The sequence below is a fragment of the Salinicola salarius genome, assembly GCF_003206135.1.
GTDB classification, from domain to species: domain Bacteria; phylum Pseudomonadota; class Gammaproteobacteria; order Pseudomonadales; family Halomonadaceae; genus Salinicola; species Salinicola salarius.
In genome coordinates this window covers 21,907-39,621 of record NZ_PZJT01000017.1, presented here as the reverse complement: position 1 = coordinate 39,621, position 17,715 = coordinate 21,907, and the positions used below count along the sequence as shown (strand labels likewise).

Annotated in this window: 19 protein-coding genes, 1 tRNA gene and 1 pseudogene; 5 read left to right on the top strand and 16 right to left on the bottom strand. The window is 62.4% G+C overall.

The features are described from left to right. The 6 genes and pseudogenes from DOM32_RS15000 to DOM32_RS18135 all read right to left on the bottom strand — a co-directional run. Window positions 1-1,447: NAD-dependent succinate-semialdehyde dehydrogenase (locus DOM32_RS15000; protein ID WP_110635903.1), on the bottom strand; the 1,447-nt coding region annotated here is incomplete at its 3' end. A gap of 255 nt (window positions 1,448-1,702) precedes the next feature. After that, on the bottom strand, window positions 1,703-2,152 hold the full coding sequence (locus tag DOM32_RS14995) for a hypothetical protein (protein ID WP_071232935.1): 450 nt from the start codon (window positions 2,150-2,152) through the stop codon (window positions 1,703-1,705). 93 nt (window positions 2,153-2,245) lie between these two features. Continuing rightward, on the bottom strand, window positions 2,246-2,803 hold the full coding sequence (gene folE, locus DOM32_RS14990; protein WP_071232936.1) for a GTP cyclohydrolase I FolE: 558 nt from the start codon (window positions 2,801-2,803) through the stop codon (window positions 2,246-2,248). Between the two features lie 234 nt (window positions 2,804-3,037). Further along, window positions 3,038-4,024 carry a serine/threonine protein kinase gene (locus DOM32_RS14985; protein ID WP_110635845.1) on the bottom strand — a complete coding sequence of 329 codons (987 nt, stop codon included), beginning with the start codon at window positions 4,022-4,024 and terminating at the stop codon, window positions 3,038-3,040. Between the two features lie 41 nt (window positions 4,025-4,065). After that, window positions 4,066-4,575, bottom strand: coding sequence for a ComF family protein (locus DOM32_RS14980; protein WP_244179944.1), 510 nt, complete (start codon window positions 4,573-4,575; stop codon window positions 4,066-4,068). Between the two features lie 57 nt (window positions 4,576-4,632). Next, window positions 4,633-4,791: pseudogene (locus DOM32_RS18135) on the bottom strand (double zinc ribbon domain-containing protein); the annotation flags it as partial. A gap of 186 nt (window positions 4,792-4,977) precedes the next feature. Here DOM32_RS18135 and DOM32_RS14975 point away from each other — a divergent pair. Then, window positions 4,978-5,062 (top strand) — tRNA-Leu (locus tag DOM32_RS14975). 262 nt (window positions 5,063-5,324) lie between these two features. On the opposite strand, the gene DOM32_RS14970 is transcribed toward DOM32_RS14975, so the two are convergent. After that, entirely contained in the window at window positions 5,325-5,996 is a 672-nt protein-coding gene (locus DOM32_RS14970; protein ID WP_110635842.1) for a hypothetical protein, read from the bottom strand. 1,121 nt (window positions 5,997-7,117) lie between these two features. On the opposite strand from DOM32_RS14970, the gene DOM32_RS14965 reads away from it, so the two are divergent. The 3 genes from DOM32_RS14965 (at window position 7,118) to DOM32_RS14955 (ending at window position 9,323) form a co-directional block, all read left to right on the top strand. Further along, window positions 7,118-7,816, top strand: coding sequence for an amino acid ABC transporter substrate-binding protein (locus tag DOM32_RS14965; RefSeq protein ID WP_244179940.1), 699 nt, complete (start codon window positions 7,118-7,120; stop codon window positions 7,814-7,816). Window positions 7,817-7,905: 89 nt separating this feature from the next. Continuing rightward, window positions 7,906-8,580, top strand: coding sequence for an amino acid ABC transporter permease (locus DOM32_RS14960; RefSeq protein WP_071231278.1), 675 nt, complete (start codon window positions 7,906-7,908; stop codon window positions 8,578-8,580). Beyond that, window positions 8,577-9,323: an amino acid ABC transporter ATP-binding protein gene (locus tag DOM32_RS14955; protein WP_110635836.1), complete on the top strand. Its 747-nt coding sequence runs from the start codon at window positions 8,577-8,579 to the stop codon at window positions 9,321-9,323. The genes DOM32_RS14960 and DOM32_RS14955 overlap by 4 nt, the downstream gene beginning before the upstream one ends. A gap of 99 nt (window positions 9,324-9,422) precedes the next feature. Here DOM32_RS14955 and DOM32_RS14950 read toward each other — a convergent pair whose 3' ends face one another. Both DOM32_RS14950 and DOM32_RS14945 read right to left on the bottom strand, forming a co-directional pair. Continuing rightward, window positions 9,423-10,907, bottom strand: coding sequence for a sodium:solute symporter family protein (locus DOM32_RS14950; RefSeq protein ID WP_071231280.1), 1,485 nt, complete (start codon window positions 10,905-10,907; stop codon window positions 9,423-9,425). Further along, on the bottom strand, window positions 10,897-11,127 hold the full coding sequence (locus tag DOM32_RS14945; protein ID WP_110635833.1) for a hypothetical protein: 231 nt from the start codon (window positions 11,125-11,127) through the stop codon (window positions 10,897-10,899). The genes DOM32_RS14950 and DOM32_RS14945 overlap by 11 nt, the downstream gene beginning before the upstream one ends. Before the next feature lie 223 nt (window positions 11,128-11,350). Between DOM32_RS14945 and DOM32_RS14940 the strand changes: the two genes are divergently transcribed. Then, entirely contained in the window at window positions 11,351-12,169 is an 819-nt protein-coding gene (locus tag DOM32_RS14940; RefSeq protein ID WP_071231282.1) for a DUF1206 domain-containing protein, read from the top strand. 161 nt (window positions 12,170-12,330) lie between these two features. On the opposite strand, the gene DOM32_RS14935 is transcribed toward DOM32_RS14940, so the two are convergent. The 7 genes from DOM32_RS14935 to DOM32_RS14905 all read right to left on the bottom strand — a co-directional run bounded on the left by DOM32_RS14935 (window position 12,331) and on the right by DOM32_RS14905 (window position 17,576). Beyond that, window positions 12,331-12,936, bottom strand: coding sequence for a HupE/UreJ family protein (locus tag DOM32_RS14935; RefSeq protein WP_110635830.1), 606 nt, complete (start codon window positions 12,934-12,936; stop codon window positions 12,331-12,333). A gap of 31 nt (window positions 12,937-12,967) precedes the next feature. Further along, a complete protein-coding gene (ureG, locus tag DOM32_RS14930; RefSeq protein WP_071231284.1) occupies window positions 12,968-13,630 on the bottom strand; it encodes an urease accessory protein UreG in 663 nt (220 codons plus the stop codon). 86 nt (window positions 13,631-13,716) lie between these two features. Further along, entirely contained in the window at window positions 13,717-14,394 is a 678-nt protein-coding gene (locus tag DOM32_RS14925; protein WP_110635827.1) for an urease accessory protein UreF, read from the bottom strand. A 13-nt stretch (window positions 14,395-14,407) separates the two neighbouring features. After that, entirely contained in the window at window positions 14,408-14,968 is a 561-nt protein-coding gene (gene ureE / locus DOM32_RS14920; protein WP_071231286.1) for an urease accessory protein UreE, read from the bottom strand. Between the two features lie 95 nt (window positions 14,969-15,063). Further along, window positions 15,064-16,770, bottom strand: coding sequence for an urease subunit alpha (gene ureC / locus DOM32_RS14915; RefSeq protein WP_071231287.1), 1,707 nt, complete (start codon window positions 16,768-16,770; stop codon window positions 15,064-15,066). After that, on the bottom strand, window positions 16,770-17,108 hold the full coding sequence (locus tag DOM32_RS14910) for an urease subunit beta (protein WP_071231288.1): 339 nt from the start codon (window positions 17,106-17,108) through the stop codon (window positions 16,770-16,772). Before DOM32_RS14910 ends, ureC begins: the two co-directional genes overlap by 1 nt. A 165-nt stretch (window positions 17,109-17,273) precedes the next feature. After that, window positions 17,274-17,576 (bottom strand): urease subunit gamma, encoded by a 303-nt coding sequence (locus DOM32_RS14905; RefSeq protein ID WP_110635824.1) that lies wholly within the window; start codon window positions 17,574-17,576, stop codon window positions 17,274-17,276. Window positions 17,577-17,715 lie beyond the last annotated feature (139 nt).

Below are 17,715 nucleotides of genomic sequence, written 5' to 3'. Positions count from 1 at the left end.
CATCGAGGCCGTACTTGGAGCCTTCGCGGCCGAGGCCGGAGGCCTTGACGCCGCCGAACGGGGCGCTGGCGTTGGAGATCAGGCCGGTGTTGATGCCGACCATGCCGTACTCGAGCGCTTCGGCGACGCGCCAGACACGCCCCAGATCCTTCGAGTAGAAGTAGGAGGCCAGCCCGAACTGGGTGTCGTTGGCCATGCGCACGGCTTCCTCTTCCGTCTCGAAGGGGAATACCGCGGCCAGGGGACCGAAGGTCTCTTCGCTGGCGACCTTCATCTCCGGCGTGGCGTGGCTGACCAGCGTCGGAGAGAAGAAACGCCCGCCCAGAGAATGCTCGTGGCCGCCGAGCAGCAGCTGCGCGCCCTTGTCGGTGGCGTCCTTGATATGATCGGTCACCTTGGCCACGGCGTCGTCATCGATCAGCGGGCCGATGTTGACGCCCTCCTCGAATCCTTCCCCGACCTTGAGCTCGCTGTTCATAGCCGCCGCCAGCTTCTCGCTGAACGCGTTGATCACGCTCGACTGGACCAGGAAGCGGTTGGTGCAGACGCAGGTCTGTCCGGCATTGCGGAACTTGGAGGCGATCGCCCCTTCGACCGCGGCGTCCAGGTCGGCGTCCTCGAACACCAGGAACGGCGCGTTGCCGCCCAGTTCCAGCGAAATCTTCTGGATATGCTGCGCAGCGCCGGCCATCAACGAGCTGCCGACCTCGGTCGAGCCAGTGAAGGTGACCTTGCGTACCACCGGGGAGTCCGTCATCGCCTTGGCGATCTCGCTGGCCTTGCCCGGCACCACGTTGAACACGCCACGCGGGACACCGGCCTGCTCTGCCAGTGCGGCCAGCGCGGTCGCGGAGAACGGCGTCTGGCTGGCCGGCTTGATCACGATGGTGCAGCCCGCCGCCAGCGCAGCCGCGGCCTTGCGCGTGATCATCGACGAGGGGAAGTTCCACGGCGTGATGGCGCCGACGACGCCCACCGGCTGCTTGGTGACCACGATGCGCTGCTGGTTGCTGGCCGCGGGGATGGTGTCGCCATAGATGCGCCGCGCTTCCTCGGCAAACCAGCGCATGAAACTGGCGGCATAGACGATCTCGCCCGCCGCTTCCTTGACCGGCTTGCCCTGCTCGGCGGTCATGATCGCCGCCAGCGCATCCTTGTTCTCGAGCATCAGCTCGTACCACTTCATCAGGATGTCGGCCCGCTCCAGCGCGGTGTGGTTGCGCCACGCCGGCAATGCGGCCTCGGCAGCGTCGATGGCACGCTCGGTCTCGGCGCGACCCAGTCGCGGCATGTGCCCCAGGATCTCGCCCGTGGCGGGGTTATCGACATCGATCTGCTCGCCGCTGTCGGCGGCAACCCAGTTACCGTCGATATAGGCAAAAGGTCTGAACAGCGCGCTCTCTTTGACAGACTCGGCTTTGACGGACTGTGCTTTGTCGGATTGCATGACTCACTCCTTCCTTGATGTGCTTGCCGATCGCGGGCATTCGGCCCACGCAGGCCGGCCGTTGCCGTGGTGCGACGAGCAATGAAATCGTTCATGACGACGGCGTGTGACAGTGATGCCAGTGTCACGACTCCTGCGTCAAGGATGGCGCGTTAGCGTCACCTGTGCCAGTCACGATCGGTCACGCCGCGAGTCATTCATAACCGGACCGATTCCATGGCAGCACCACCGCGATGCCATTCGGGGCCAGGGCGATTACAGCTGTGACCAGAGCGTCACGCCGACGGCAATCGCGATCGCGGCACCGCTCAGCCAGTAGCCTTTGAATTGCTGGGGCTGGCGATGCACGTGACGCAATCCCAGCCAGGCCAGCACGATCGCCACGACTTCCACCACCGGCGCGTAACGCCCGGCGCTCAGCCCGACGACCGACACCACGAACGCCGCCAGCGCCCAGTGGGAAAGTCGTTTGCGCCGCGTCTTGCCGTCGATGCCGCGAGTGCTGCTGGCGCGGCGCTGCGCCTCGGGGCGATTGAAGACCTGGATCGCCTGTCCGTCACGAAGTTCGAAGCGAACCGGGGTGCCGGCGCTGGGCAGGCCGCGGCCACGCCACTGTGCGAAATCGAACGGATAGCGCTTGCCGTCGCTCCCCTCCACCTCGCCGGTCTGGGCTTCGTCGTCGAAATGAAAAAGGCGACCATCCATGCAGCTATCCTTGTGGCTCTCTTTAACGGCTGACTTTAACGGCTGACTTTACCGACTGGCTTTTGACGAATGCGACGATTGACGGCGCTTCTATCAGCGACCGTTGACCAGCATCAGGAACTCCTGACGCGTCGTCTGGTTCTTGCGGAAACTTCCCAGCATCACCGACGTGGTCATGCTGGAATTCTGCTTTTCGACACCGCGCATCATCATGCACATATGCTGCGCCTCGATCACCACGCCAACGCCGAGGGCTCCCGTGACCTGCATGATCGCCTCGGCGATTTCACGGGTCAGGTTTTCCTGGATCTGCAGCCGGCGGGCATACATATCGACGATCCGTGCGAACTTTGATAGCCCCAGCACCTTGCCCTGGGGCAGATAGGCAATGTGGCACTTGCCGATGAACGGCAGCACGTGGTGCTCGCACATCGAGTACATCTCGATGTCCTTGATCAGCACCATTTCATCGGTATCGGAAGCGAAGACCGCGCCGTTGACCAGCGTCTCCAGCGACTGGCTGTAGCCTTGGGTCAGGAACTGCATGGCCTTGGCGGCACGCATCGGGGTATCGCGCAGGCCCTCGCGCTGGGGATCTTCCCCCAGCTTCTCGAGAATCCCGTGGAAGTGGCCTGCCAGTTGCTCTGTCATGTTGCTGCCTTGTCTATCGGTATCGTCATCGAATGCTCGCGGCCGCGATCACATTCGGCCCCAATCGTGTCAGCCGATTCTAGCGAAACTCCGGCGGCACCACTATCTCGTCGATCCAGGCAATTTCGCCGGTACAGACAATCTCGCCGGCACAGGCAATCTCGTCGATATGGACAATTCGCGTTGCGACTCGTCACGGGGTCGAGTCGCACGCTTCGACAGGACGCTAGCCGATCAGGCCAGCCAGCGCGGCGAGTCGAGGGCCACGCGCTGCTGCTCGAGATGGCGGATATGCTGGTCCCAGTAGCCGCTCTCGGCGACGTAGGGGAAGGCTCGGGGAAACGCCGGATCTTCCCAGCGCGCCGTCACCCAGGCACTGTGACGAATCAGCCGCAAGGTTCGCAGGGCCTCGATCCATTCGAGCTGGCGACGGTCGAATTCGCGGGCCATCTCGTAGCCTTCGATGATTTCGGACAGCTGCATCTGCCACTCTTCGGGAGATTGCGCGGTCAGCAGCATCCACAGATCCTGTACCGCAGGCGCCATCAGGCAGTCATCGAAGTCGACCAGAGAGAACTGCTCGTCACGCCCCAGCATGTTGCCGAGATGACAGTCGCCGTGAACGCGCTGCATCGCGCTGTCCGGCCAGGCGTGATCCGCCAGCAGCGGCAAGAGCGAATCGATCACGCGGTCGTAGGTCTTGCGCTGGCGAGCATCGAGCCAGCTCGCCGCGAGGACTCGACTGCGACTCTCCTCGATCATGGTATTCGGATCGAGCCGCAGCCGATAACGAAAAGGCTGGCGAGCCCCAACCTCATGGACCCGGCCGATCAGTTCGCCGAGAGCAAAGAGGTGCGCCGGGTCTTCGAGCTCCGGGGCCTGACCGACGACATGCGCGAACAGGGCAAAGCGGAAACCCTCGAAGTGATGCAGCGTCCGGCCCGTATCGTCTGCCCAGGGCGCCCCCACCGAAATCGACTCCGCCGCGAGCGCCTGTAGAAATTCGTGCTCTTCGAGAATCTGCTCGTCGCTCCAGCGCTCCGGGCGATAGAACTTCACGACCCAGCGACGGCGGTCGTCGTCGGTCAACGAATAGACACGATTCTCGTAGCTATTGAGCGCGAACGGCTCGCCGGGCAACCAGAAGCCGAGAGACTCGACGGCCTCGACGACCCGCTGCGGCGTCAATGTCTCGAACGGATGCAGGGAAACGGCGCTCATACGGACCTCGACTGACGGCGGAGTTGCATGCGCGCATGCTATCAGATTCGTGCCGAGGGCGTACGCGCGAAGGCCAGCACCGTGACCCGCCGCGCCCCGGCTTCCCGGCAGGCGATTGCCAGCGACTCCAGCGTCGCGCCGGTAGTCATCACGTCATCGACGACCATGACCGCCGGCGGTAACGGCTGGGCCACGGTGAACGCATGCTTCACATTGCGCTGCCGAGAGAGGCGGTCCAGGCCGCGCTGGGATGGCGTCTCGCGCCGTCGTTCGGCCTCGATCACCGGCATTTTCAACCGCGCGGCCAGACGCTTCGCCAGCCACGCCGTGTGGTCGAATCCCCGCTCCCGAGTCCGCTCGTGCTGCCCGGGCACGCCGATCACCGCCTCGCCGACATCAGGCGACCGGCTCAGGGTGGCAAGCATGAGCTGGACCAGCACCTCGCCCGCCCTCGCATCCGCCGAAAACTTGTAGCGCTGTATCAGACGGGCCACCCGCGACTCGTAGCGCAGCGGCACCCACGCGGCCTGCTGCGCGGGCGGATGCTTCAAGCATCGCCCACACCGGCGCAACACTGAAGACGGAGAGGAGAGCATCGGCAGCGGTTCGGCACAGAGAGCGCAAGCGCTCCGATTCCAGGGCATATCCGCGAAGCACTCGGCACACCAGGGCGAACCGTCAGCGACAGCCGTATGGCAAAAGGCACAGTAGCCCGGCAGCGCCCGCTTCAACTGGGCGTTGATCCAGTCCACCAACCTGCGAGCCATTGGCCGCACCACTTCCAGACGCCGCATCATCGATTGCTCTCTCGACCGCTTCGCTGTTGGTCCTTTCAATGATGATGTCGACCGCGGCGGCGAAAACTGAAGCGCCGGCAGCCGGCCGCCACGGTTCGATCGAGCAACGATTGACATCGATGAAGCCGCCAGTACAATGAGCGCGCCTATCGAATTGCGGATGTGGTGGAATTGGTAGACACGCTAGATTTAGGTTCTAGTGCCGAAAGGTGTGGGAGTTCGAGTCTCCCCATCCGCACCAAGCAAGTTTTCTGATGCTCCCCTGAAGTCATACCGTTCCCGAAAAGCCAGCACCCATGCGGCTTTCTCTCCTTGATTTAACCCGATCAACCTACTTCATACGCTCTCGCGCTGTACATCGATATTTATATCGAAAGTTCGGTATATAATCCTGCGTCGCAGGACGCCATGAGCGCTCGTGGATCCAGCGGCGGTCTGCCTCGCCATACTTTCTTGCTCACTGTACTTTCTTGCCCAATATACTTTTCTTGCTCAACGAGCGATCACTCGTCGAGATGACGTATCCATTGGCGGACGCGCCATCGCTGCAGCCGATTGGCGTAGCGTTTGGTAGCCAGCGATACCGGAACCAGAGTGCAGGCATCGCCCTCTCTCATGTGCAGGCGGAAGCGGCGCTCCGCACCGATCGGATGATCTTCACTGCCGTAGATGGCGACGACGCGGATATCGAGAAAATGAAAGACGGTATCGTCCGTCGGGCGGTTGCGCTCGAGCGCCACACCGTGGACGCTGCACAACCGCTTCAGAATGGCCTCGAAAGTCCCGACGTGACTGTAGCTCCCGGAGAGCATGGGACCCTGGCTGGACTGCATGCCCTGCCTACGCTCCTCGTGTTCCGCTTCCGACGAGTCCTCGGTATCGGGCCCGTCCTGCTGATGGTCGGCCTCGCAGTCGATCATGTCATTGGTCAACGATCCCTTGCTGGTGTGCAAGGTCACGATGATATGTTCCAGAAAGATCGGCTCGGAGCTCATGTTGCTGATCAGGCAAAGCGAGGTCAGGTCGTTGCCGTGACCCCGGTTGATGATGATGCGGGGGCGCCGTGTTCGGGCGAAGTTCCGGTAGAGAATCTGGGCGTAGAAAAACCATACGAAGAGCGTCAGTATGCTCGTGATGGCGCTAATCGCTTTACTGTGTTCTGACAACCACTCCATGGTCGTGATCGGCTCCTGCCTGTTCGACTCGAAAAGACGACAATGTAGGCGAGAACGATGGCGGGCGATATAACTCAGTTTGTGTAACAGGACACGGACGAGGCCAAGCGCCGGAAATACGAAAGGCGGGCCTCTCGGCCCGCCTTTGACTCACCACCTGAACCTGGACTTCCTGTCCTGTTGTTACTGCCCGCGTGTTACTGCTTGCGTTGCGTCATCCTGACGAAGCGTGGCTCACGGTAATACTTTAGCCTTGTCATCCTCTCCCTGAGTCCGACAGGCTGGCAGTCTTCCCTGACTGCGGATCCAACTCACCTGATACGTCCTCGACCCCATCCTTGGGCTGGTGAATCAGCTAACGAAATTAAAGTTATACAAGAGTTATCTTCAGGTCAAGTTTTCATCAAATTCTTGCTGCCGGGAATGAAAGCCACACCGGCATCGAGAAAGAGTTGGAGAGAAGAGAGAATCCTCTGAAGAGGATCGAGCCTCCTTGGAGAAGAAAACCGACGGAAGGACGCCGGCTTTCGGGACACCTGCCTAAACGAGTGCCATGGAACTCAATGCCAGAGGCGAAAGAGACCATGCAACACTTTCGCCAGCCATGCGCCAACCCTTCCTGAGCGATCCTGAGCCTTTCGGCTCGTTCCTTGGCCCATGCCACTAACCAACGCCGAGCGCAAGTCCCTTGGTCACGTCCCTGCAGCAGCCTTCACAGAAAGAACTGGGCAAATGTTAGATCAATACATTACAGACAGCAAAGATCAGTACAGATTGTTTCACCGCAATCTCTCGCGGGGCGTCACGCGAGGGCTCGCCGATTCATCCGATCGCCTCGCTTGTCTGCACTCTGGGTCCGTAGAATGGAGCCATAGTCTATGATCCTAGGTATAGATGCCCATAGACGGTCCCATAGCCCCAAACGAATGGGCATATAAATAATTTTTTTTATTACCAAAATTGAAATTCCGCTATCCTGCCGTCACTGGATTCAACCAATGACGCTGATTCATTCACCCTCTTCTCTCCGTCAAGGATCTGCTCACATGCCAAAACGACCCTCTCAAATTCTCCCATGGCGCCGAACGGCGCTGGCTCTGGCACTAACCTCCCTGAGTGCTATGACGGCTCAAGCGGATACGCTGCGAGTCGGCATGTCGGGCAGTTATTACCCGTTCACCTACGTCGAACAGGACAAGCTCAAGGGCTTCGAAGTCGACCTGATGAACGCGATCGGCGAGATCACCGGCGACGATGTCGAATTCGTGACCGCCAGCTTCTCCGGGCTGGCCGGCATGCTGGACTCCAGGCGGATCGATACCATCGCCAACCAGATCACTATCACGCCGGAACGCCAGGAGAAATATCTCTTCAGCGAACCTTATGTCTATGATGGTGCCCAGATCGTGGTCCGCAAGGGTAACGATGCCATCCACGGCGTCGAGGACCTCAAGGGCAAGACGGTCGCGGTCAATCTCGGTTCCAACTACGAGCAGTTGCTCAACGAGCTTCCCTATGCCGATGACATCACGATCAAGACTTACGACTCCAATATCGAGCAGGACGTCGCCCTGGGGCGTGCCGACGCCTTCGTCATGGATCGTGTCAGCGCTTCTCAGGTGATCAAGGACAAGCCGTTGCCGCTACAGCTGGCCGGCCAGCCTTTTTCCAAAATCGAGAACGCCTATCCGTTCCGTGACGACGAGGCGGGAGAGGCGCTGAGGAACCGCATCAACGACGCCTTGGCCCAGTTGCGCGACAGCGGCAAATTGAGCGAACTTTCTCAGAAGTGGTTCGGGAACGACATTACCCAGCCCTGACCGAATCTCGCATCGACGGCCCATGACGCTGACCGGCGTCATGGGCTTTTCCGTTATCCAAGGTCGCCAAGCGCGGAGCACCAAGCCCTATGCACGCACTCGATTTCGACTACATGCTGGGCCTGGTGCCCATTCTTCTCGGTTATCTGCCACTGACCCTTGCCATGGCGGCCGCCGGCATGGCCTGTGCGCTGGTACTGGCGTGCCTGCTGGCGATCGTAAGGGTGACCCGTATTCCCGGCCTCAACGCCGTTGCGCTGCTGTTCATCTCGTTCTTTCGCGGCACGCCGCTGCTGGTTCAGCTGTTCCTGTTCTACTACGGGCTGCCCCAGGTACTGACCTTCCTGGTCGCGATCAATGGCATCACTGCCACCATTCTCGGTCTGACGCTCCATTTCTCCGCCTACATGGCGGAGTCGATCCGCGCTGCCATCGTGGGTATCGACCGAAGCCAGACCGAAGCGGCACTCTCCATCGGCATGACACGTGCACAGTTGATGCGAAGGATCGTGCTGCCACAGGCGACCCGTGTCGCCACGCCGACACTGATGAACTACTTCATCGACATGATCAAGTCGACATCGCTGGCCTTCACCCTCGGCGTCACCGAGCTGATGGGGGCGACCCAGAAGGAAGCCGCTGGCAGCTTTCTCTACTTCGAGGCCTTCCTGGTGGTCGCGGTGATCTACTGGATCGTGGTCGAGGCACTCTCCTGGGTGCAAAAATGGCTGGAACAACGACTCAACCGGGCGTATCAGCGATGATCGAACTCAAGGGCATTCGCAAGCAATTCGGCGACCATGTCGTCTTCGACGACATCGATCTCGCTCTCGAGCGCGGCGAGATCATCGTCATCGTCGGACCCTCCGGAACCGGCAAGTCCACCCTGCTGCGCTGCATCAACTTTCTCGAGACGCCCGATGCCGGCCATCTGACCGTTGGCGATCTCAGCTTCGACGCGACGCAGGCGACCCGTGAACAGATCCTCGCGCTGAGACGGCGCACGGCGTTCGTGTTCCAGAACTATGCGCTGTTCGCCAACAAGACCGCGCTGCAGAACATCGCCGAGGGCATGATCGTGGTCGACGGCATGCCCAAGGCCAAGGCCTACGCCAGAGCCCGCGAGATTCTCGAGCGCATCGGCCTGGCCGACAAGGCCGATGCCTACCCCGCCTCGCTCTCCGGGGGCCAGCAGCAGCGCGTGGGCATCGGCCGGGCGATGGCGGCCAACGCCGACGTGATCCTGTTCGACGAGCCGACCTCCGCGCTGGATCCGCAATGGGTGGAGGAAGTACTGGGACTGATGAAGCAGCTCGCGGCGGAACATCAGACCATGATCGTCGTCACTCACGAGATGCAGTTCGCCCGCGAGGTCGCCGATCGCGTGGTATTCATGGACCAGGGCCGCATCATCGAGCAGGCACCGCCGGCGGAATTGTTCAGCCAGCCCAGGGACGAGCGCACGCAACGGTTTCTGCGCAAGATTCTGGCGACGAACGTCGTCTGATCGACGCTCGCCGCCAGCGGGATCAGCGCGACGAAGGCGCTCTAGAAAGCGTTGGCGCGCCGATGGCAGAAAATCGTCGGGAGCGATTCTCGACACCGCCTAGCGGCGTCCCGAAGGGAGCCTGCCAGGGATGGCAAGCTCAAAGAAGCGCTCCACCACGTCGTCTCTCACCGGCGGCGTCAGGCAGGAAACGATCACGAACAGGGGCAGGTTGATCATCAACCCCCAGAACCCGGCGTGAATGCCGAGCGGATTGGGCCAGACCAGGGTGAACGCCAGCGTCACGCTGAACCCGCTCAAGATCCCGGCCAGCACGCCCCACCGTGACGCGCGGGTCCACAGGAACATGCCGATGAAGGCCGGCAACACTTGCGTCGCGAACCCCAGCCCCACCAACAGGATCATGATCAGATTGCTCGGCTCGCTGATCGCCACCGGCGCCACGATCAACGCCATGATGGGAATCAGCAAGCGACGAGCGAGGCGCGCGGTGGCCGCATCGCCGAGGCGAAACAGCGGCTGAGCGATATCCTTGGCATAGGCCATCGATACCGAATGCAGAAACGGCTCGCAGGATGACATGGCAGCGGCCAGCGTTCCCGCGCCCAGCAGACCCACCAGCCAGCTCGGCAGGTTCTGCAGCGCGAATTCGAGCGCCACGGTATCGGCCCGGCCCAGATTGGGGAGCGCGGTGATGCCGATGAAGCCCACCACCACCATCGGCAGCACGACGATATAGTAGGTCGGCAGCCAGGTCGCGCTGCGCCGGATCGTGTCGGCCGAACGCGCGCTCATCCACTGGCTCCAGACCGGCGGCATGAACGAGAGCATCGAGACGATGATCGACGTGGTCCAGAACGCGAAACTCATCTTGCCATCGGCCCCCGGCAGGGTCAGAAACGCCGGCCGTTCGGCAGCCAGGCGCTCGAAGACGCTTGCGAACCCCATCTCGCCGGTAGCGTGATGAGCCGCCCACAGCCCGACCGTCCAGGCCACGACCAGCATCAGGATGCCCTGAAAGGCGTTGGTCAGGCCGATGGCCCGCTGACCGCTGACATAGAGATAGATCGCGATGACGCTCAGAATCACGATCACGCCGGCCCAGACCGGGATCCGCCCACCGCTCATCACCGACAGGATATAGGCGGACCCTATCGTCTGGAGCACCGCATAGGCCAGCGAGCCGATCGACATCACCAGGGCCGCCAACCCGCCGAGCAGCGGACTCTGGTAGCGGTCGGCGATCGCCGCGCCCTGGGTGACATGCCCGAAACGCTGGCCGAAGGCCCACACCTTGGGGCCGCAATACCATGCCACCAGCGCCAGATAGGAGAGATAGATCACCACGTAGAAGACGGCAACGCCCTTGCTGTAGGCCCAGCCGGGCGCGCCCATGAAGGTGTAGGCGCTGATGCTGCCCGCCGCGATCAGCAGATAGAGCGTTATCGGCCCCATGCTTCGCCCGGCAACGCCCCACTCCTCCAGGCTATCCATCAGGTGCCCGCCACGGGCGCGCAACCCGATGAACAGCGCAACGCCGATGTACCCCAGGGTGATCCACAGCGGCAACAGACTAGTCGTCATGTGATGGCACCCGCAGCCAGCGATTGGCGAGGAGCATGGCCAGCCAGCACCCCAGCACGATCACGTAGGTCCATATTGCGAGCCAGGGCAGCCCCAGCCATAGCCGCGGCAGGTTGAACCAGCCGATCACCGGCCACAGCCCCAGAGCGATCAGCGCCACGAACGCCAGGGTCAGGATCCATCCCTTACCCGAACGTGGGCGGACGACATAATGTTTCATCGATGTGTCTAGCCTTTGCAAAGTCTGGCCTGTGAAGAATCTGGCCTTTGAAGAGTCTCGTCTTTGAAGGGTCTCGCCTTCGAGGAGACTCGTCCCTGAAGTGTCTGGCGCCGCAAGTCCGAAGCGCCATAGAATCATACCGCACCGAGCGTTGAGGCCCGGCCGCCGTATCGCGAAGCCATTTTCTCTTCTAGGCTAGTAGCGCTCAATCATAGGGAACGGCATGAAAAGGATTCACTTCAGCCTGCGCGAGTGGCTGCAACATACCGCATCGGCAGGCTATGTCGCCAAGGGAATCATCTACCTGACGATCGGTTGGCTGGCGCTACTCACCACGATAGGACTTGGCGGCAGCGAAAGTGGCGCTTCGGACGTCATTCGCAAAATCGCGCTGTGGCCGTTCGGACGCGTGCTGCTGGCGCTGATGGGCCTGGGGCTCACCGCTTACGTCCTGTGGCGTCTGGCCCAGGCGTTCTGGGATACCGAGCGCAAGGGCAACGACTGGAAAGGCTGGCTTCAACGGCTGGGGTTCGCGATCAGTGGCGGCCTCTATGCCACGCTGGCCTGGCAATGTGCCACGCTGATCTTTCACAGCCTTTCCCAGTCCCAAGGCAGCGGATCCTCCCAAAACACCGAACGGCTCATGGGAATTCCGGGCGGCCGCTGGCTGCTGCTGGCCATCGGCCTCGTCTTCGTCGGCGTCGGTTTCCATCAACTGGTGCGCGCCTGGCGACGCGCCTATCGCAAGAACTGGCATCTGCAAAGCCGACCCAACCCACCCCTACCCCTGCTCGAGGCCATCGCCCGGCTCGGCCTGGCGGCCCGCGGTGTCACCTTCCTGCTGATCGGTGGGCTGCTCGCACTAGCTGCGTGGCGTCTCTCGCCCGGCGACGCGCAAGGTCTCGGCGCGGCCCTGGACCTGCTGGCCCATCAGCCCTTCGGCGACTGGCTTCTGGGCGCCGTGGCCGTCGGCCTCATCGCCTATGGCGGCTACTGTTTCATCAATGCCGGCTACCGCCGGGTACGTCATCCGCGGCACTGATCGATCATCACGAAGCGCGCGGCTCCGGAACGACCGGCCGAAGATCGAAGGCAACCGGGTTCCATAGAGAAAGCCGCCCAAGTCGGGCGGCTTCCAGAGGCTGGGACCCGAAGGCCCCAGAGAACAGTTCCGTTTCTGATACGACGCGGCTCGGCCGACAATCAGCCCAGCATCAGCGCACCGCCGGCGGCGGCGATAGCGGCACCGATACCGCGCATCCAGCGGTTGTCGCGCTGCATCAGCCAACTGCCGGTCAAGCGACCCAGCAGCGTGATACCCACACTGGCGATGACGAAGCCGAGCGCATAGAGCGCCGCCGACGCGCCCGGTGCGAGCTCGCTGCCGTGGGCGTGGCCGTGCAGCAGGATGAACGCGAAGACCAGCGTTCCGCCCAGCGCGCTGGGGAGCTTGACCAGACTGGCCAGCAACACTCCTGCCAGCAGAACGCTGGAGGCGATACCGAACTCGACGCCCAGCAGCGGCACGCCACCCCAGGCGAGCCCGGCACCGGCGACCATGCCCAGCGCAATCAGCAGCGGCATGGCACGGCGCAGTGCGGATGCCTGGCGGCAGCTCCACAGCCCGACCGCCAGCATGGCGAGCAGATGATCGAGGCCGGACAGCGGATGCATCAGGCCTGCCAGAAAGCTGCCGCCGTGGGTGTGCGGCAGCGCGCCGGGGTGCGCCACGGCCGCCGAGGCAGCCAGCATCGCCACCGGCGCGGCCAGCCAGGCCAGACGTCGGGCAGTGAAGGTGGATGACATCATGATGGTTCTCCTTGAATGATACGGACGCAAGTCAGTTGGCGCTCAGCAACGCCTGATCCTCGATGGCTCGGCACGCCTCACTGCGTCGATCCGGCAGCATGCCGCGATCGAGAATGAAACGAACGATCGTCTCGACACCGACGCCGTCGTGCAGATTGGTGAATACGAAAGGACGTTCGCCGCGCATCTTCTTGGCGTCGCGCTCCATCACCTCGAGCGACGCGTGAACGTAATCGGCAATATCGATCTTGTTGATGATCAGCAGATCCGACTTGGTGATGCCCGGCCCGCCCTTGCGCGGAATCTTGTCGCCGGCGGAGACGTCGATCACGTAAAGCGTCAGGTCCGACAGTTCGGGACTGAACGTGGCGGCCAGGTTATCGCCGCCGGATTCCACCAGCACCAGTTCCAGCGCGGGATGGCGCGAGTGAAGGTCATCGATGGCCGCCAGGTTCATTGAGGCATCCTCGCGAATCGCGGTATGCGGGCAGCCCCCGGTTTCCACGCCGATGATGCGGTCCGCGGCCAGGGCATCGTGGCGCAGCAGGAAATCGGCATCCTCGCGGGTATAGATATCGTTGGTCACCACGGCGATATCGTAGTGCTCGCGCAGCGCCAGACAGAGCTGCTTGAGCAGCGCAGTCTTCCCGGAGCCTACCGGACCGCCGACACCGACGCGTAAACAGTGCTTCATCTTGTTGCTCTCCTATTCCCTTCACCTTCAACTGCTGTCTCGTCCGAAGACGCTGAATGAATCGCGGTATTCGGACGGCGTCTTCGTCAGCTGCGGAACAGCCGTGAATACTGGGTCTCGTGCAGCGCGCTTGCCAGCGCCAGGCCCGGCAGGGCCGGACCCAGCTCGGCATCCGTTAGCCGATTGGCCGTTTCGACGGCACCGGCCAGTTCGGGCCGAAGCCGCTCGATGAGCCGCTGCGCCGCCGTCTGCCCCAATGGCAGCGCCTTGCAGGCAGCCGCCAGCTGGTTTTCCAGCCATGCCCAGGCAAAGCCGAGCTGGGCATCCTCCACGGCAATGCCGCGCCGATGGGCCAGCCAGGCGAACAGCGTGACGTAGGCCGGGCGCTGCGGTAACCAGCCGGAAGCCGGCAACAGATCGAGATCATCCAGCAGGCGGGCCAGCGCCTGCCCCAGACGCAGGTCCTCCTCTGCCAGCTCGGCGGTCTCGCGGTTGGCCTGGAGCCAGTCGTTCCAGTACTGCAGCGACTCGTGACCTCCCACCGTCCAGGCGGCCTGAAGCCGAGCCAGAACCGGCAGCTCACATGACGTCAGACCGTCTTCCAGCACGCCGGACAACCACGCATTCAGACTCTCTTCGTCGCTCACCCAGCCCAGTTCGAAGGCACTCTCGAGACCTTGTGACCAGGCAAAGGCACCGATCGGCAAGGCCGGGCTGACCAATTGCATCAATCCCATCAGCGCCAGCGGATCACGTTCACGCATCGACTACCACCGCTCAATGCTCATGGTTATGACCATGACGGTGGGCCAGGTGTGGCTGAAGGTCGTAGACCTGCCCATGGCCGTCCGCGGGATCGTGATGGTGACCATGATCGTGCCCATGTCCGTGACCGAGACCCTCGGCGTAGGCGCCCGGCTCGGGATCGAACGGCGCCTTGTGTCGCTCCAGCGTCGCGCCCAGTCTCGTGGCCAACGCCTCGAGAACATGATCCGGCGGAAAGCGTACCCAGCCGCCCCCTTCGCCGTGGCCGATCGCCAGTTGCACGTGCCGGTTACCCAGGTGATAACAGAGCCGGGCCAGCGCCAGGCCGGACGGGACCGATGCCGTCACGACAGACTCATCGGCGGCCCGGATGGCGACGATCTCGCCGGTTTCGGCGCGCAGCAGCGCCCCATCCCGCAGCACCGGTCCGCGATCCAGAAAAATGCCGATCTCGCGCCCGCCATTGCTGATCGCCTTCAACCGTCCCCGCATTCGCAGTTCGAACGGTAGCGTTACGCTGTCGAGGGCCTCGGCGTCGGACGTCGCCTCCAGCCGTTCAATCAATTTCCACATGTCTGTTCGCCTCATGAAGGCCAATACCGGGCACCCGGAATAACCAGACGATAGATAATCGAAAAAGTGCCCTGGCCGACGGTTGAATATCCCACTCAAAAAAGATGATAACGCTGCGCCAGCGGTAGTTCGGTCGCCGGTTCGCAGGTCAGCAGCTCGCCGTCGGCACGCACTTCGTAGGTTTGCGGATCGACGGTGAGATGCGGGCAGGCATCGTTGAGCTTCATGTCCCTCTTGCGCACGCCCCGTACCTGCCTGACCGCAACGAGCTCGCTCTCCAGCCCCAGCCTTGCCTTGATCCCGGCATCCAGCGCCGCCTGACTGACGAAGCTCAAGCGAGTCGCACTGGCGGCCTTGCCGAAAGCGCCGAACATCGGCCGATAGTGTACCGGTTGCGGTGTCGGAATCGACGCATTGGCATCCCCCATCGGTGCGGCCGCGATCATGCCGCCCTTGATGATCAGCGCCGGCTTCACGCCGAAGAATGCCGGGCTCCACAGCACCAGGTCCGCCAGCTTGCCGACTTCGACGGATCCCACTTCGTGGCCGATGCCATGGGTCAGCGCCGGGTTGATAGTGTATTTGGCAATGTAGCGCCGAGCACGGAAATTGTCTGCGCCCAGCGCTTCGTCTTCCGGCAGCAGGCCACGCTGCACCTTCATCTTGTGGGCAGTCTGCCAGGTGCGGCAGACCACTTCGCCGACCCGCCCCATCGCCTGCGAATCGGACGAAATCATCGAGATCACGCCCATGTCGTGGAGGATGTCCTCGGCGGCGATGGTCTCGCGGCGAATGCGCGAATCGGCGAAGGCCACGTCTTCGGGAATGTTCGGGTCGAGATGGTGGCAAACCATCAGCATGTCGAGATGCTCGTCGATGGTATTGACCGTATACGGCCGGGTCGGATTGGTCGACGACGGCAGCACGTAGTCCTTCGAGCAGGCGGTGATGATATCGGGCGCATGGCCGCCGCCCGCGCCTTCGGTGTGGTAGGTGTGAATACCGCGTTCCTTGAACGCGGCGATCGTGTCCTCGACGAAGCCGGATTCGTTGAGCGTATCGGTATGGATCGCCACCTGGACATCGTATCGTTCCGCCACGCTCAGGCAATTGTCGATCGACGCGGGAGTGGTGCCCCAGTCCTCGTGCAGCTTGAGCCCGATCGCACCGGCGACGATCTGCGCTTCCAGGGCTTCGGGCAGGCTGGCGTTGCCCTTGCCGAGCAGGCCGATGTTCATCGGCAGGGTATCGACCGCCTGCAGCATCTTGCCCAGATGCCATTCGCCCGGCGTACAGGTGGTAGCATTGGAGCCGGTGGCCGGCCCGGTACCGCCGCCGAGCATCGTGGTGACGCCGCTCATCAGCGCCTCTTCCACCTGCTGCGGGCAGATGAAATGGATATGCGCGTCGATACCGCCGGCAGTCAGGATCTTGCCCTCGCCAGCGATGATTTCGGTGCCCGGACCGATGACGATGTCGACGCCCGGCTGCACGTCGGGGTTGCCGGCCTTGCCGATGGCGGCGATCCGGCCCTTCTGCAGGCCGACATCCGCCTTGACCACGCCCCACCAGTCTAGAATCAGGGCATTGGTGATGACCGTATCCATGACCGAATCGTCGTGTCGCTGGCTCTGTCCCATGCCGTCACGGATGACCTTGCCGCCGCCGAACTTGACCTCGTCGCCGTAGACGGTGGCATCGCGCTCGACCTCGATCCACAGTTCGGTATCGCCCAGGCGTACCCGGTCGCCGATGGTCGGGCCGTACATGTCGGCATAGGCTTGTCGGGTGATCTTGACCATCAGTTGATACCCCCGTCGTTTTCAGCGGACCCATCCAGCAAGCCCATGACGTCGCCACGGAAACCGTAGATGCGGCGTTCGCCGACGTAGGGCACCAGCGTTACCTCACGGGTCTGTCCCGGCTCGAAGCGAATCGCCGACCCCGCCGGCACATCGAGACGGTAACCCCGGGCCCTGGCGCGATCGAAGGTCAACGCCGGATTGGTTTCGGCGAAGTGATAGTGAGAGCCCACCTGCACCGGCCGGTCACCGGTATTGGCCACCGCCAGCGTGAGCGTCTCGAGACCGGCATTGAGCTCGATCTCGCCGTCCTGAATCTGCATTTCACCGGGAATCATGCTTACCGTCCTTCTTGTTTACTAAACCGCAGTGACCGAGGGAATGAGCGAGCGAAGGCCAGACAAGGCGAATCTCGGCGAGCCAGCGGAGTTGACTGGGTGCTCAATGAGCATGGGAAGCCGAGATTAAACGCGGTATGGCCGAGCGCAGCCATTCCAGTGCGCTTAGACGATGGGATCGTGAACGGTTACCAGTTTCGTCCCATCGGGGAAGGTCGCCTCGACCTGCACTTCATGAATCATTTCGGCGACACCGTCCATGACGTCCTCGCGGGTCAGGATCTCGCGCCCATAGCTCATCAGCTCGGCCACGCTGCGCCCGTCACGCGCCCCTTCCAGAATCTCGAAGCTGATCAGCGCCATCGCCTCCGGGTAGTTGAGCTTGAGCCCACGGGCCCGGCGCCGTTCCGCCAGCTGCGCGGCGCTGAACAGCAGCAGCTTGTCTTTGTCTCGGGGTGTCAGTTCCATATCGATGTCCTGTCTGTAAGCTACGAGCTACGAGCTACGAGCTACGAGCTACGAGCTACGAGCTACGAGCTACGAGCTACGAGCTACGAGCTACGAGCATTGCAATGATGCGCCGGCTTCGGGCAGCGCAAACAACAGC

What these genes read in the sequence shown, in the direction of transcription:
- DOM32_RS14995 (WP_071232935.1), bottom strand. Translation starts at nt 2,152, where the DNA reads ATGGATGGTCGCCTTTTTCATTTCGACGACGAAGCCCAGACCGGCGAG.
- folE (WP_071232936.1), bottom strand. Translation starts at nt 2,803, where the DNA reads ATGACAGAGCAACTGGCAGGCCACTTCCACGGGATTCTCGAGAAGCTG.
- DOM32_RS14985 (WP_110635845.1), bottom strand. Translation starts at nt 4,024, where the DNA reads ATGAGCGCCGTTTCCCTGCATCCGTTCGAGACATTGACGCCGCAGCGG.
- DOM32_RS14970 (WP_110635842.1), bottom strand. Translation starts at nt 5,996, where the DNA reads ATGGAGTGGTTGTCAGAACACAGTAAAGCGATTAGCGCCATCACGAGC.
- DOM32_RS14965 (WP_244179940.1), top strand. Translation starts at nt 7,118, where the DNA reads ATGACGGCTCAAGCGGATACGCTGCGAGTCGGCATGTCGGGCAGTTAT.
- DOM32_RS14960 (WP_071231278.1), top strand. Translation starts at nt 7,906, where the DNA reads ATGCACGCACTCGATTTCGACTACATGCTGGGCCTGGTGCCCATTCTT.
- DOM32_RS14955 (WP_110635836.1), top strand. Translation starts at nt 8,577, where the DNA reads ATGATCGAACTCAAGGGCATTCGCAAGCAATTCGGCGACCATGTCGTC.
- DOM32_RS14950 (WP_071231280.1), bottom strand. Translation starts at nt 10,907, where the DNA reads ATGACGACTAGTCTGTTGCCGCTGTGGATCACCCTGGGGTACATCGGC.
- DOM32_RS14945 (WP_110635833.1), bottom strand. Translation starts at nt 11,127, where the DNA reads ATGAAACATTATGTCGTCCGCCCACGTTCGGGTAAGGGATGGATCCTG.
- DOM32_RS14940 (WP_071231282.1), top strand. Translation starts at nt 11,351, where the DNA reads ATGAAAAGGATTCACTTCAGCCTGCGCGAGTGGCTGCAACATACCGCA.
- DOM32_RS14935 (WP_110635830.1), bottom strand. Translation starts at nt 12,936, where the DNA reads ATGATGTCATCCACCTTCACTGCCCGACGTCTGGCCTGGCTGGCCGCG.
- ureG (WP_071231284.1), bottom strand. Translation starts at nt 13,630, where the DNA reads ATGAAGCACTGTTTACGCGTCGGTGTCGGCGGTCCGGTAGGCTCCGGG.
- DOM32_RS14925 (WP_110635827.1), bottom strand. Translation starts at nt 14,394, where the DNA reads ATGCGTGAACGTGATCCGCTGGCGCTGATGGGATTGATGCAATTGGTC.
- ureE (WP_071231286.1), bottom strand. Translation starts at nt 14,968, where the DNA reads ATGTGGAAATTGATTGAACGGCTGGAGGCGACGTCCGACGCCGAGGCC.
- ureC (WP_071231287.1), bottom strand. Translation starts at nt 16,770, where the DNA reads ATGGTCAAGATCACCCGACAAGCCTATGCCGACATGTACGGCCCGACC.
- DOM32_RS14910 (WP_071231288.1), bottom strand. Translation starts at nt 17,108, where the DNA reads ATGATTCCCGGTGAAATGCAGATTCAGGACGGCGAGATCGAGCTCAAT.
- DOM32_RS14905 (WP_110635824.1), bottom strand. Translation starts at nt 17,576, where the DNA reads ATGGAACTGACACCCCGAGACAAAGACAAGCTGCTGCTGTTCAGCGCC.